This window comes from Microbulbifer maximicatervae (SeqCode) (assembly GCF_052467225.1).
Genome location: NZ_CP174303.1, coordinates 2,385,030 through 2,398,608 on the forward strand (window position 1 = coordinate 2,385,030; position 13,579 = coordinate 2,398,608).

Genomic DNA, 13,579 nt, shown 5'->3' on the forward strand with positions numbered 1-13,579 from the left:
GATTTTTACCTGAGGGGAGATTGCACAAAAGGAGCTAATGGGGAGCATGGATGATCCTGAAGAGGATGTTGGCGCCCGCTTGAAAATGGTGCGCCACATTTACGGTATCTCACAGAGGGAGTTGGCGAGACGGGCTGGGGTAACCAACGCAACAATTTCTTTTATTGAATTGGGAAAGGTTAGCCCTTCCGTAAGCTCCTTAAAAAAAATATTGGGCGCCATTCCTATGTCGCTAACCGATTTTTTTTCCTTGGAAATATCGGGCGCAAAGCAAATTTTTTTTCGCGGAAATGAAGTGCCTGAGATCGGTCATGGCTCTGTGTCCTGCCGTTTGTTTGGAGGGGCAAAGGCAAACTGCGGCATGTCGCTATTGTGGAAAGTATTTCCGGCTGGGGATGATACCGGCTTTTCTCTCGAGTCTACTGAGGGGGAGATTGGTGGAGTGGTTGTCAGTGGTGACCTGGAGGTTACGGTTGGCTCCGATTTTGCCCTGCTGAGTACCGGTGATGGGTATTATTTTGATGCTCAGCGTCCGCACCGCTTTCGAAATATAGGTCGCTGTGACTGTGTAGTTGTCAGCGCAATGATGCCGGCTTATGGGCATCCCGACCTTCAAGAGCCCAATTCCTGAAAGGTGGTTTAGAAAAGAGGGAGTTCGTGCCAAGTGGCTGATAAGGCGGCACGATCCGAGATAGACTAGCCCTGCTTTAATTTCATTCCGTTCGCAAACTGGCGAATTTCTGTACTTTGGCACTCCTGGTGCCACTCCATTTGTAAGAAATAGTATTCAAACAATCGTTTGAATCTGGCTATACTACGGCTGACCAAATTGGGCCTAAGTGTCACCGCGCTGTGCGGGGCGGCCCTTGGTTGCACAAAAATTCCGACCCCGGGCCCAGGATCGCGGCCCAGAATAAAAGAGGTCAATCAATGTTATTTAGTGGCAAAGCGCTCACGGTACAGATGCTGGACAACGGCATCGCCGAGCTCAAATTCGACCTGCAAGGCGAATCCGTCAATAAATTTAACCGTCAGACGGTTTCTGAATTCTCCCAAGCGCTGGATGCTATCGAAGCAGCGGATGGTGTTAAAGGTGTACTGCTGACCAGCGGTAAAGGCGTCTTCATTGTTGGTGCTGATATCACTGAGTTTGGTGGTGCCTTCTCTGCAGGTGCAGAGGGCGTTGCTGATCTGATGAATCAGAACAACGAAAATATCAACCGCCTGGAAGACCTTCCGGTACCGACTGCGGTAGCAATTAATGGCTACGCGCTTGGCGGTGGTTTTGAGGTGTGTCTTGGCTGTGACTTCCGCCTGATGGGCGAAGAGGCCAAAGTTGGCCTTCCGGAAGTTAAGCTGGGTCTGATTCCGGGCTGGGGTGGCACTGTTCGCCTGCCGCGTGTAGTGGGTGTTGATGTTGCTGCTGAGTGGATTGCAGCGGGTAAAGAGCAGAAGCCTGCCGCCGCTCTGGAAGCTCACGCTGTCGATGCGGTGATCCCCACTGCCAAGCTCAAAGATGCAGCGGTCAAGCTGCTTGAGCGCGCTATTAATGGCGAGCTGGACTACAAAGCCATTCGCGAGCTGAAGAAATCTCCAATCCCCTTGAATGATACTGAAGCGCTAATGGCCTTCTTTACCACCAAGGCATTTGTGGGTCAGCAGGCGGGTAAAAACTACCCCTCTCCCGTAGCTGCGGTTGAGTCAATCGAGCAGGGTTACAAGTTGACCCGTGATGAAGCGCTGAAAATTGAACAGGAGAAGTTCATTTTCTGCGCGCAGACCGGCACTGCGAAGTCTCTGGTAGGGCTGTTCCTGGCTGACCAGGCAATTGGTAAAGTTGCCAAAGGTTGGGAGAAGAAAGCCGATAAGCCGATTGAGCGTGCGGCAGTATTGGGTGCTGGCATTATGGGTGGCGGTATCGCTTACCAGTCTGCCTACAAAGGCACTCCGATCAAGATGAAGGATATCGACCAGAAGGGTATCGATCTTGGTCTAAATGAGGCGAACAAGCTGCTGTCCAAGTTGGTTGATCGCAAGCGCCTGACCCCCGTTAAAATGGGTGAAGTGCTCAACCGTATCGAGCCTACCTTGAGCTACGACGGCTTCAACGATATCGATGTTGTTGTGGAAGCGGTGGTTGAAAATCCCAAGGTGAAGCATGCAGTATTGAAAGAAGTGGAAACCAAAGTAAGCGAAGACACTGTAATCGCTTCTAACACCTCCACTATTTCTATTAACCAGCTGGCTGAGCCGCTCTCTCGTCCGGAGAACTTCCTCGGTATGCACTTCTTCAACCCAGTGCACAAAATGCCGCTGGTTGAGGTGATTCGCGGAGAGAAAACTTCCGACACAGCTGTAGCTCGCGTTGTTGCCTACGCAAATAAGATGGGCAAGAAAGCTATTGTTGTACGCGACTGTCCTGGATTCCTGGTTAACCGCGTTCTCTTCCCTTACTTTGCCGGTTTCTCCATGCTGGTGCGCGATGGCGCTGACTTCCAGGCCGTTGATAAGGTGATGGAGCGTTGGGGTTGGCCGATGGGCCCCGCTTACCTGATGGACGTTGTCGGTATCGATACCGGTGTTCACGCAGAAAGCGTAATGGCTGAAGGCTTCCCCGATCGCATGGGTAAAACCTTTACCGCTGCTTCCGACGTTATGTATGAAGCGGGTCGTTACGGCCAGAAGAACAACAAAGGCTTCTACAACTACGAGCAGGACAAAAAAGGTCGCCCGAAGAAAGTGGCTACTGAAGAGTCCTACGAGCTGCTTAAGCCGCACGTTGCTGAACGTCGCGAGTTTGAAAAAGACGAAATTATCGAGCGCATGATGGTGCCTATGGCAACCGAACTGGCTCGCTGCCTGGAAGAGGGTATCGTGGATTCCCCAGCTGAAGCTGATATGGCGCTGATCTACGGCATTGGCTTCCCTCCGTTCCGCGGTGGAATCTTCGCGTGGCTGGACAGCATTGGTCTGGATGAATTCGTGAAGATTGCCGATAAGTACGCCGATCTGGGTGAGCTGTACAAGCCGACCGATCGCATGCGTGAAATGGCCGCAAGTGGCAAAACCTACTACGGCGACAAGTAAGGAGAATAGCGATGAGTTTAAATCCTAGAGATGCCGTAATCGTCGACTACGCGCGTACGGCCATGGGTCGCTCGAAGAATGGCGTATATCGCCATGTTCGCGCCGATGATATGTCCGCTGAGCTGCTGAAAAAGTTCATGCAGCGCAATGACAAGCTCGATCCCGCCGAGATCGATGACCTGATCTGGGGCTGTGTTATGCAGCGCGATGAGCAGGGCTTTAACGTAGCTCGCTTTATTCTGCTGCGCGCTGGTCTGCCACACACTATCCCGGCGCAAACCGTCAACCGCCTGTGCGGCTCCTCTATGTCCTCCCTGCATACTGCAGCTGCCAACATCCAGGCTGGCGTTGGCGATGTGTACGTTGTGGGTGGTGTTGAGCACATGGGTCACCTGAACATGATGGAGCATGTTAGCCCCAACCCAATGCTGGGTCGCTATATGGCTAAAGCTGCCGGCTCCATGGGTATGACTGCTGAATACCTGGCGATGATGCACGGTATCCAGCGTCAGCAGATGGATGAGTTCGGTGCACGCTCTCACCATCGCGCCGCTGAAGCTACCAAGGCTGGCAAATTCAATCGCGAAATTATCGCTATTGAAGGTCATGACGATGACGGCGTACCTTTCCTGGTTGAGGCGGACCAAACCATCCGTCCGGACACCACCGTGGAAGGTCTGGCTCAGCTGAAGCCAGCATTCGATCCGAAGCACGGTCAGGTAACAGCCGGCACCTCCTCTCAGATCACCGACGGTGCCTCTGTGATGCTGGTAATGTCCGCTGAGCGCGCTCAGGCTTTGGGTATGACTCCTATTGCTCGCGTGAAAGAAATGGCGCTGGCTGGTGTTGATCCGTCCATTATGGGTTATGGCCCGGTGCCCTCTACCAAGAAGGCGCTCAAGAGAGCGGGTCTAACTGTTGGCGATATCGACAAGTTTGAGCTGAATGAGGCATTTGCCGCGCAGGCGCTGCCGGTGCTGAAAGACCTGGATCTGCTCGAGCAGATGGATGAGAAGGTCAACCTGTACGGTGGCGCTATTGCCCTGGGTCACCCCTTCGGTTGCTCTGGCGTGCGCATTACTGGCACCCTGCTGAGCGTTATGCAGAATGAGGGCGGCAACCTGGGTGTGTCTACCATGTGTATCGGTCTGGGGCAGGGTATTACCACTGTTGTAGAGCGAGTCTAAGGAAATTAGACCCCGAAAAAAGGCGCCTTTGAGGCGCCTTTTTTTATTTTATGAGAAAAGTGTTCAGTAAAGTGTTGAAGACCCCAAAATGCTGTGGCACAATCTGCACCCCTTGTCGCGATGGGCTCTAAAAAAGTAGCGAAAGCGCTTAAATATCAAAGAGTTAGCGGCAGGTTCGATTTGGGGACGTGGTGAAATTGGTAGACACGCCAGATTTAGGTTCTGGTGCCGAAAGGTGTGGGAGTTCGAGTCTCCCCGTCCCCACCAAATTAAAAGCCTTGAAGTCCGTGTGACTTGCCCTGGAGGGGTAGGTGCGGGCTTCTTGTGTATTTGGCGGCAGCACAAAAGTATTGTTTTGGTGCTGGGCCTACGAGGTTACTGACTAAGTCTCGGTGACCCGGTATTCGTTGGCGCTGCGGCGCGATTACAGAGATAGTCTCACGAGGATAAACATGCAGGTTTCCATCGAAACTACTTCCGGTCTGGAGCGTCGTTTAACGGTCAACTTGCCGGCAGAAATTGTCGACAAAGAAGTGGATAAGCGCCTCCAGCAGGCTGCTAAGACTGTTCGCATCAATGGCTTCCGCAAAGGCAAGGTGCCGATGAAGGTTGTTCGTCAGCGCTTTGGTGCCGGCGTTCGTCAGGAAGTTCTGGGTGAGGTAATGAGCCGTTCTTTCTACGAAGCGGTACAGAAGGAAGAGGTTAAACCTGCCGGCCAGCCTAGCATCGAAGCTAAGCAGACTGCTGCTGGCGAAAACCTGGAGTACGTTGCTACTTTCGAGGTTTACCCTGAAGTTGAACTCGCTGATCTGGCTGAGATCGCTGTAGAGCGTCCTGTTGCAGAAGTTACTGATGCTGACGTGAAGAACATGATCGATGTTCTGCGTAAGCAACAGTCTTCCTGGAAAGATACCAAGCGCAAAGCTCAAAAGGGCGATCGTGTTGTTATCAACTTTGTTGGTCGCAAAGACGGCGAAGAGTTTGAAGGTGGCAAGGCCGAAGGTCACCAGTTGGTACTGGGTTCCGGCCAGATGATCCCTGGCTTCGAAGAAGGCATTCTGGGCATGAAGCCCGGTGAAGAGAAAGACATTGATCTGACCTTCCCGGAAGATTACCAGGCAGAAGAGCTTCGCGGTGCTGCTGTTACCTTTAATATCAAGGTGACTTCTTCCGAGAAGCCTGAACTTCCCGAGCTGAACGAAGAGTTCTTCAAAGCTTACGGTGTTCAGGAAGGTGGCGAAGAGAAGTTCCGTGAGGAAGTTCGCAACAACATGCAGCGTGAGCTGAAAAATGCCGCTCTGAACAAAGTTAAGACCCAGATCATGGATCAGCTGTTCGAGAAGCATCCAGTTGAGCTGCCGTCCGCTCTGGTTGCCAGTGAAGTAACCACCCTGCGTGGTCAAATGGTTCAGCAGTTTGGTGGTCAGATCAAGGCTGAAGATGCCGAGCGCATGTTGCCTGATACTATGTTCGAAGAGCAGGCAAAACGCCGTGTAGTTCTCGGTCTGGTAGTCGGTGAGATTGTTAAGCAGAATGAACTTTCTGTTGATGCCGATCGCGTAAAGGCGAAAGTTGAAGAGCTGGCTTCTACCTACCAGCAGCCGCAAGAAGTGGTTGACTATTACTACAGCAACCGTGAGCTGCTGTCTGGTGTTGAGTCTGTTGTACTGGAAGACCAGGTTGTTGATCACGTACTGGCTTCAGCTAAAGTATCTGAAGTTGACAGCAGCTACGACGAAGTGATTAAGCCGCAAAAACAAGGCTAATCTCTCACTTCATTCAGGTGTAAGGTGGCGTCCGCTCAAGCGTGACGCCCCTACATCTCCTTCCTTTTTACCGGCTGGCTTTCTCTCGCCTGACCGGTTAAGCTCTGAAAACCAAATTTTTCAGCATGGGCATACGATGCCTATTCGCTGGCCTGCCGAATACGCCACAAAAGGAAGCAATGGTACCTATGGCACGAATTGATTTTCCAAAAGCTTCGATAGAGCCCTCAGCATCAGGTTTAGTTCCCATGGTGGTAGAACAAACCGCCAGAGGGGAGCGCTCATTTGATATTTATTCTCGCCTGTTAAAAGAGCGTGTGATCTTCCTGGTCGGGCCTGTAGAAGACCACATGGCCAATCTGGTTGTTGCGCAGCTGCTTTTCCTCGAGGCAGAAAATCCGGATAAGGATATTCACCTCTACATTAATTCACCGGGCGGCTCGGTAACTGCCGGCATGTCTATCTATGACACCATGCAGTTCATTAAGCCTGATGTCAGCACTATGTGCATTGGGCAGGCCTGTAGTATGGGCGCCTTCTTGTTGACTGCCGGTGCTGAAGGCAAACGCTTCGTAACACCAAACTCCCGTGTGATGATTCACCAGCCCAGCGGTGGGGCCCAAGGGCAGGCGAGCGATATCCACATTCACGCCCAGGAAATTCTCAAGATTCGTCATCGTTTGAATGAGCTCATGGCGCATCACTCTGGACGTCCAGTCAGTGATATTGAGAGGGATACAGAGCGCGACAACTTTATGAGCGCCGATGAAGCCAAGGAATATGGCTTGGTCGATGATGTATTGTCTCGCCGACAGGCATTCGATAAGTAGATTTTTCTACATTAAAAGTTTGCCGGAGGCGGATTTCAGCGAAAGTTGGTTTTTTTGACAGGCTGGCTTTCGTTGGGACTTGAAAATCACGCCAAAAGGCAGCATCTTGCTGGGTAAGCTGAATTTAGGGCCCTGGCCGGCCAGTGACGACGGAGTATTTTGATGACCGACAAAAGCAGCGGAGAAGACAGCGGAAAATTGCTGTACTGCTCTTTCTGTGGCAAAAGCCAACAGGAAGTGCGGAAGTTAATCGCTGGGCCGTCAGTCTTTATCTGCGATGAATGTGTCGAGCTGTGTACCGACATTATTCGTGAAGAAGTACAAGAGACTGCGGAGGGGCCTGAAGGGCGCCTGCCGACACCCCGTGAGATTACTGAAATCCTCGATCAGTATGTGATTGGGCAGGAGAGAGCCAAGCGTGTGCTGGCTGTCGCCGTATACAATCACTACAAGCGTCTGCGCACCAAGTCTGGTGTTAAAAGTAAGGATGAAGTAGAGCTCAGCAAGTCTAATATTTTGCTGGTAGGCCCAACCGGTAGTGGTAAAACCCTTCTTGCCGAGACCCTGGCTCGCCTGCTCAATGTTCCTTTCACTATTGCCGATGCAACCACCCTGACCGAAGCTGGTTATGTGGGTGAGGATGTTGAGAATATCATCCAGAAGCTTTTGCAGAAGTGTGATTACGATGTAGAAAAAGCCCAGCAGGGTATCGTCTATATCGATGAGATCGACAAAATTTCGCGCAAGTCAGACAACCCTTCAATTACCCGTGATGTGTCCGGTGAAGGTGTGCAGCAAGCACTACTGAAGTTGATTGAAGGCACTGTGGCGTCTGTGCCGCCGCAGGGTGGACGCAAGCATCCGCAGCAGGAATTCTTGCAGGTCGACACCTCCAATATCCTGTTTATTTGTGGCGGCGCTTTTGCGGGGCTGGATAAGGTTATCCGCGATCGCTCGGAGAAGGGTGGAATTGGTTTCAGTGCAGAGGTTAAATCGAAGGATGGCACCAGTAATTTTGGTGAGATCCTGCGCGACCTGGAGCCTGAAGATCTGGTTCGTTACGGACTGATCCCGGAGTTTGTTGGACGCCTACCGGTGACCGCAACTTTGGAAGAGTTGGACCGTGAGGCTCTGGTGCAGATTCTCACCGAGCCACGCAACGCTTTGACCAAACAGTACGCAAAACTGTTTGAGATGGAAGATGTAGAACTGGATTTCCGCCCCGATGCGTTGGATGCAGTTGCCACCAAGGCAATGGAACGGAAAACAGGCGCCCGTGGCCTGCGCTCTATCATGGAGTCTGTATTGTTGGAGACCATGTATGACATCCCGTCCACAGATAATGTGGTGAAAGTTGTGATTGACGAGGCGGTCATTAAAGGCGAATCAGCCCCGCTGCTGGTTTATGAGAGTGAGTCCCAGCCGCAGAAGGCGGCGCCGGAAGAGTAGCTCAAATCCCACCTCAAAAAGCCCCAATATTGGGGCTTTTTTTATAATTTTTTCTGATTACCCGGGTATCTAACTACCTGTCTGGGTATTCCTGGCTCGAATAGCACTCTTAGCTCGGCACAAATTGGTCGCGAGATTAGACTTGTATTTCGGGCCCTTCCCCCCCATTACTAGCATCTGAAGGGCGGTGGCCCAGGTTAAGCTGTCAATTCCAACAGCAGCATGATGCCGCGCCAAATACCCAGTGATAGGGCCGAGAGGAGTTCTATGGATCAGTCATCCGACACCACACTTGAATATCCGTTGTTGCCATTGCGCGATGTTGTTGTTTACCCCCATATGGTGATCCCGCTTTTTGTCGGCAGGGAAAAGTCCATAGAGGCCCTGGAAGAGGCCATGCGCAGGGATAAGCAGGTATTGCTTGTGGCGCAGCGAAAGGCATCTGAGGATGACCCAGGTGCAGACGATATCTATCGCGTGGGCACTATTGCCAGTGTCTTGCAGTTACTCAAACTCCCCGATGGCACTGTGAAGGTGCTGGTAGAAGGGGGGGAGCGCGTAAATATCCACGAAGTGATGGAGAGGGAGAACCATTTCGAGGCGACCGTTTCGCCGATGGAAACGCAGGAGTTGCCGGAAGGCGAAGCAGATGCCCTTGTGCGCTCTGTGATGTCTCAGTTTGAACAGTACGTTTCTGTAAGTAAGAAAGTCCCCAATGAGGTTATTACCTCTCTGTCGGGAATTGATGAACCTGGCCGCTTGGCAGATACCATTTCTGCGCATATGTCCCTTGAGTTGGCTCAGAAGCAAGAGCTTCTGGAGACTCTCAGTGTTAAAGAGCGTTTGGAGCATTTGCTGGGTCTTATGGATGCTGAAATCGACCTGATCCAGGTGGAAAAACGCATTCGTGGGCGTGTGAAAAAGCAGATGGAGAAAAGCCAACGCGAGTACTATCTCAATGAGCAGATGAAGGCGATTCAAAAAGAATTGGGCGAGATCACCGAAGAGCCCAATGAAATTGAAGAGCTGGAAAACAAAATTGCCGAATCCGGCATGAGTGCGGAGGCAGAGAAGAAAACCCGCGCTGAGCTGGCTAAATTGAAAATGATGTCGCCTATGTCTGCGGAAGCTTCGGTTTTACGCAGTTATATCGACTGGATGTTGAGCCTGCCCTGGAAAAAAGCCAGCCGGGTGAGACACGATTTGGTTAAAGCCGAGGAAATTCTCGAGAAAGAACACTACGGCTTGGAAGAGGTTAAAGAGCGGATTCTGGAATACCTCGCGGTACAAAAGCGAGTGAAGAAAGTGAAAGGGCCGATCTTATGTTTGGTTGGTCCTCCCGGGGTGGGTAAAACCTCCCTCGGTCAATCTATTGCCCGAGCAACAAATCGTCAGTATGTGCGTATGGCCCTGGGCGGCGTTCGCGATGAAGCCGAGATTCGCGGGCATCGACGCACTTATATTGGCTCACTGCCGGGCAAGCTGATTCAGAAAATTTCGAAAGTTGGAGTGAAAAATCCCCTGTTCCTGCTCGATGAGGTTGACAAAATGGGGATGGATCAGCGCGGCGATCCCGCCTCAGCGCTTCTTGAGGTTTTGGATCCAGAGCAGAATAAAACCTTCAATGATCACTATTTGGAAGTGGATTACGACCTTTCCGATGTGATGTTTGTCTGCACCTCTAACTCAATGAATATTCCAGGCCCGTTGCTGGATCGTATGGAAGTTATTCGAATCCCCGGTTATACCGAGGACGAAAAACTGAATATTGCTCAGCGTTATCTTGTGCCGAAGCAGCGCAAGGCCAACGGCCTTAAAGATGATGAGCTGGATCTCTCTGATGACAGTATCCGAGATATTGTCCGCTACTACACCCGTGAAGCAGGTGTGCGTGGCCTGGACCGGGAGATTGCCAAGATCTGCCGCAAGGTAGTAACGGAGCACGTTCGCAATCCTTCAGAGAAGAAGGCTGTAATACAGCCAGAGCAACTTGAAGAGCTTCTCGGTGTTCGCAAGTTTGATTTTGGCCGCGCAGAAGAAGAGGACAAAATCGGAATTGTTACCGGTCTCGCCTGGACCGAGGTGGGTGGTGAGCTTCTTAACATTGAGGCTTCAGCTGTGCCGGGCAAAGGGCGCATGATCAAAACCGGCTCCCTTGGCGATGTTATGCAGGAGTCTATCCAGGCGGCCTTGACGGTTGTGCGTTCGCGCTCCCAGGCACTGGGAATAGGTCCGGACTTCCACGAGACTCGCGATATTCATATCCACGTGCCTGAAGGTGCCACCCCCAAAGATGGCCCTTCGGCGGGTATTGCCATGTGCACCGCTTTGGTGTCTGTACTGACGGATATTCCCGTTCGCTCAGATGTGGCGATGACTGGAGAAATTACTCTGCGTGGAGAAGTTTTAAGAATTGGTGGTCTTAAAGAAAAGTTATTGGCGGCGCATCGGGGCGGTATAAAAACTGTACTGATTCCTGCTGATAACGAGCGAGACCTGAAGGATATTCCCGATAATATTCTCCAGGACTTGGTAGTTAGGCCCGTTAAGTGGATCGATCAGGTACTTGAGCTGGCGCTCGAACACAAGCCTGAATCCCTGTCTGATGAAGAGTATTCCGCCTTACAGAAAAAGGCAGAGGAGCGCTCGCAGCGAGGAATCCAAACTCACTGACTCTTGTAAAGGGGTGACTTTTGTCGCCCCTTTACAACTTGCAAGGCCAAAACTTCGCCAATCAGGCTATCTACGCTGCTTGAAAAGTGTGCATCTGCCCGGAAACCCGCATGGTTCCTTGACCCGCTTCTGGGCAGTTGGTATAAAACGGGGCTTATTGCCCGGCGCGTAAATTGCCGAAGGCTAAAAAATTTAAAGTATGGGTGTCTTTTGTAGACCACCCGAAGCATATTTAAAAAGAACAGAGGGATTAAGCGTGAATAAGTCCGAACTGATTGAAGCAATTGCCGCATCTGCAGATATTCCAAAAGCAGCAGCTGGCCGTGCTTTGGACGCAATGGTTGATAGCATCACTGATGCCCTAAAAAAAGGTGATCAAGTTGCCCTCGTTGGCTTTGGTACCTTTGCTGTGAAAGAGCGTGCAGCTCGTACTGGTCGCAATCCTCGCACTGGCGATCCCATTGAAATCGCTGCGGCAAAAATTCCTAACTTCAAGGCCGGTAAAGCCCTGAAAGACGCTGTAAACTAAGTTTTCAGCAGGCTTTGAGACTTTGTAAAAGAGTCTGAATGTCAAAGAGGCGTGTCAGTTGGGATACGCCTTTTTTGTATCTGATAGTAGTTAAAAACAATTAATTTTCGGAGCTGAGCATGCTTCAGTCCATGCGTGACAACCTGAAAGGGACAGCCGCGATTATTGTCGCAGCCTTTTTCGGTTTTATTATGGTCATTGGGGGAATTGATTTCTTCACCGGTGCCAGTGGAGGTGCTGCCGATGCGGTAGCCGAGGTTAATGGCGAAAAAATTACAAACTTGGATTTGCAACGCGCAATTCAAAATCGCCGCAATATGATCATTAGTCAGTACGGCGAAGATGTGCCCGCTGATTTAATCAGCGATGAGCAGTTGCGTGAGCCAGTTTTACGCCAGTTGGTTTCCAGTGCTGTGATGCGCCAAGCTGCTCAGGACAGTGGTATGGTGATGAGCTCTGCGGCGGTCGACAGAGCGATCGTGGGAATTCCGGCTTTTCAGGTGAACGGCAGTTTTGATCCGCAAATGTACCGCGATGCTTTGCGTCGTATGGGGTATAGCCCTGCAGGCTTCCGCCAGATTATGGAAAATGATATGGCGCTGGAGCAGTACGCAAACAGTGTTGTTGAAAGTGCTTTTACTACCCAGGCGGATGCAGAGCAGATTGTTGCGGCCTCTATGGAAGAGCGTGATTTTGATTACGTGGTGATGCCAGTTGAAGGCCTGCTAGCAGAGACTCAGGTTTCGGATGCTGAAGTAGAACAGTACTACCAGGAGAATCAAGGGCAATACCAGCGTCCAGAGCAGGTGGCGGTTGAGTATATTGAGCTAACTCCTGAAGTATTTGCCGGTAACATTGATATTTCTGAAAGCGATGTTCGCGCTCAGTACGAGCAAGAGTTGAAAGGTTTCGCATCGGAACTTCGCCGTCGTGCTGCACATATTTTGCTTGAAGAAGCTGACGCAGAAAAAATTGCTGAGATTCAGAGCAAACTGGATGCCGGCGAAGATTTCGCCGAGTTGGCAAAGACTTACTCCCAAGACGTAGGCTCTGCGGAGGAAGGCGGTGAGTTGGGTTACACCACAGGTGATGTATTCCCAGAGGCATTCGAGCAGGCCTTGGCCGCGCTGGAAGTCGGTCAGGTTTCTGCTCCAGTGACCACCGATAGTGGAACTCACTTTATCAAGTTGTTGGAAGTAGAGCAGAGTGAACCGCCGAGCTTCGAAGAGCAAAAAGTGGCGATCGAAAAGCGACTGCGTGCGTCCGTTGCCGAGCGCGAGTTTGTTGATGCCTTGTCCCGTCTTGCCGATCTGGCATACAACGCGGACAACCTGGCTGAGCCCGCTGAAGAGTTGGGTGTTCCCCTGAAGACTGCCGATCTGTTTTCGCGTGAGAGCGCATCTGGCGTACTTTCTAACGGGCAGGTTATCGAGGCTGCCTTCTCTGTGGAAGTGAAGGAGGATGGCAATACTTCAGATGTGATCAACCTGAACAATGAGCACTCTGTTGTTTTGCGGGTCACCGACTCTAAGCCCGCGGGTACCTACCCTCTGGAAGAGGTTCGCCAGCAAATTGTTGACCGTTTGAAGCGTGATAAGGCCAGTGAGCAATTGGCTAAGCAAGCGGAAGAGCTAAAAGAGAAACTCGCTACTGGTACTAGTTTTGCGGAACTGGCGGAAGCGCAAGGTTTAACCCTGGAGACCAGTGATAAAACTCGTCGCGGTGGTTTTGCTCAGCGCGGTGAGATTAATGCCAAGGCATTTGCATTGCCTGCACCATCTGCTGGCAAAGATGAAGTGACCAGCTTCGCTACAAATAATGGTGATCTGGTAGTTCTCGATCTGCGCAGCGTGCGCCCGGGCGAACTGTCCAAGCAGAGCAAAGAGCAGCGTCAGGCACTGATGCAGCAATTGGCCTCTGTAAATGGTGGGGCCGAGTTAGCAGCTATCCAACGCTACTTGTCCGATCAGGCAAAAATCGATCTGGCCTCTTCTGCCGAGTAACGGTTGTTATTGAGTCATAAAAAAACCCGGCAATTGCCGGGTTTTTTTATGACTA

General features: G+C 51.4%; 9 protein-coding genes and 1 tRNA gene. All 10 read left to right on the forward strand.

Annotation, left to right across the window (positions count from 1 at the left end; genetic code table 11):
* Positions 1-46 precede the first annotated feature (46 nt).
* Positions 47-631, forward strand: a complete 585-nt coding sequence (locus tag ACJJIZ_RS10560) for a type II toxin-antitoxin system RelB family anti-toxin (protein WP_444916095.1) — start codon at positions 47-49, stop codon at positions 629-631.
* Positions 632-930: 299 nt separating this feature from the next.
* Positions 931-3,087, forward strand: a complete 2,157-nt coding sequence (gene fadB / locus ACJJIZ_RS10565) for a fatty acid oxidation complex subunit alpha FadB (protein ID WP_444894326.1) — start codon at positions 931-933, stop codon at positions 3,085-3,087.
* An 11-nt stretch (positions 3,088-3,098) separates the two neighbouring features.
* Positions 3,099-4,274: an acetyl-CoA C-acyltransferase FadA gene (gene fadA / locus ACJJIZ_RS10570; protein WP_444916096.1), complete on the forward strand. Its 1,176-nt coding sequence runs from the start codon at positions 3,099-3,101 to the stop codon at positions 4,272-4,274.
* A 182-nt stretch (positions 4,275-4,456) separates the two neighbouring features.
* Positions 4,457-4,541, forward strand: a tRNA-Leu gene (locus tag ACJJIZ_RS10575).
* 185 nt (positions 4,542-4,726) lie between these two features.
* Positions 4,727-6,040, forward strand: a complete 1,314-nt coding sequence (tig, locus tag ACJJIZ_RS10580; protein WP_444905767.1) for a trigger factor — start codon at positions 4,727-4,729, stop codon at positions 6,038-6,040.
* A 188-nt stretch (positions 6,041-6,228) separates the two neighbouring features.
* On the forward strand, positions 6,229-6,870 hold the full coding sequence (gene clpP / locus ACJJIZ_RS10585; RefSeq protein ID WP_282933430.1) for an ATP-dependent Clp endopeptidase proteolytic subunit ClpP: 642 nt from the start codon (positions 6,229-6,231) through the stop codon (positions 6,868-6,870).
* Positions 6,871-7,032: 162 nt separating this feature from the next.
* Positions 7,033-8,319, forward strand: coding sequence for an ATP-dependent Clp protease ATP-binding subunit ClpX (clpX, locus tag ACJJIZ_RS10590; RefSeq protein ID WP_282933429.1), 1,287 nt, complete (start codon positions 7,033-7,035; stop codon positions 8,317-8,319).
* A gap of 267 nt (positions 8,320-8,586) precedes the next feature.
* A complete protein-coding gene (gene lon / locus ACJJIZ_RS10595; protein WP_413665176.1) occupies positions 8,587-10,992 on the forward strand; it encodes an endopeptidase La in 2,406 nt (801 codons plus the stop codon).
* A 199-nt stretch (positions 10,993-11,191) separates the two neighbouring features.
* Entirely contained in the window at positions 11,192-11,521 is a 330-nt protein-coding gene (gene hbs, locus ACJJIZ_RS10600) for a non-specific DNA-binding protein Hbs (RefSeq protein ID WP_255422880.1), read from the forward strand.
* 119 nt (positions 11,522-11,640) lie between these two features.
* Positions 11,641-13,524, forward strand: a complete 1,884-nt coding sequence (locus ACJJIZ_RS10605; protein WP_444916097.1) for a SurA N-terminal domain-containing protein — start codon at positions 11,641-11,643, stop codon at positions 13,522-13,524.
* The last annotated feature ends 55 nt before the right edge of the window (positions 13,525-13,579 follow it).

Coding starts and splice junctions, on each gene's coding strand:
- hbs (WP_255422880.1), top strand. CDS start 11,192: ATGGGTGTCTTTTGTAGACCACCCGAAGCATATTTAAAAAGAACAGAG.
- fadA (WP_444916096.1), top strand. CDS start 3,099: ATGAGTTTAAATCCTAGAGATGCCGTAATCGTCGACTACGCGCGTACG.
- ACJJIZ_RS10560 (WP_444916095.1), top strand. CDS start 47: ATGGATGATCCTGAAGAGGATGTTGGCGCCCGCTTGAAAATGGTGCGC.
- tig (WP_444905767.1), top strand. CDS start 4,727: ATGCAGGTTTCCATCGAAACTACTTCCGGTCTGGAGCGTCGTTTAACG.
- clpX (WP_282933429.1), top strand. CDS start 7,033: ATGACCGACAAAAGCAGCGGAGAAGACAGCGGAAAATTGCTGTACTGC.
- ACJJIZ_RS10605 (WP_444916097.1), top strand. CDS start 11,641: ATGCTTCAGTCCATGCGTGACAACCTGAAAGGGACAGCCGCGATTATT.
- lon (WP_413665176.1), top strand. CDS start 8,587: ATGGATCAGTCATCCGACACCACACTTGAATATCCGTTGTTGCCATTG.
- fadB (WP_444894326.1), top strand. CDS start 931: ATGTTATTTAGTGGCAAAGCGCTCACGGTACAGATGCTGGACAACGGC.
- clpP (WP_282933430.1), top strand. CDS start 6,229: ATGGCACGAATTGATTTTCCAAAAGCTTCGATAGAGCCCTCAGCATCA.